Annotated in this window: 1 protein-coding gene; it reads right to left on the reverse strand. The window is 37.9% G+C overall.

Annotated elements, in window-relative coordinates; translation table 11 throughout:
- Window positions 1-633: portal protein (locus N1032_RS26050; RefSeq protein WP_259543527.1), on the reverse strand; the 633-nt coding region annotated here is incomplete at both ends.

Below are 633 nucleotides of genomic sequence, written 5' to 3' on the forward strand. Positions count from 1 at the left end.
CCTCCGACTTTGCTTTGGTTTTTCTTACTCTATGACAGAAATAAGTGCAACCATTAAGAGCACCATTAATAGAGCTTGCTTTCTGATCAAAAAGAATTTCTTCTAAAGGAGCATGATAAATCTTAACCCCTTCAAACTCACCTTCATAAGTGCAAACTAAATCAAAAGTACCATCTTCATTTTCTGTTAGCTCAATATCAGCATCATCAATCTTTAAACCACCTTCACGCCATGCAAGAATATAGCCTTGCGCCTCAGCTTCATCTTTAAGCCCTTTGGCCTGTGTAGTGATTGTTTCACGCTGTGTTGTATAATGACGTTTTACAAAGGCAACACCATTAATAAGGCTTTCTTTAAGCACCGAGGCAATTAAAAGATCACCATCATTATCATTATATGCCTGGCGTACAAGCTTAGTTGCAGCCATAGCTAATACATTATCATCACCCGCGCTTTCAGGTACAAACTGAATCGGCTCATGGTCATTAGAAAGAAATACTTCAACTAAATCTTTCAAAGCACCATTAGTAAATGTTTTACAGGTTCGATCTGTAATAGGCAATACGCAATCATCACCAAATACAGGCAACTCACCATGATAATATTGATAATTGCGAGCGGCCTTATCTCTAA

Source organism: Herbiconiux daphne, assembly GCF_024979295.1.
GTDB lineage: Bacteria > Actinomycetota > Actinomycetes > Actinomycetales > Microbacteriaceae > Herbiconiux > Herbiconiux daphnes.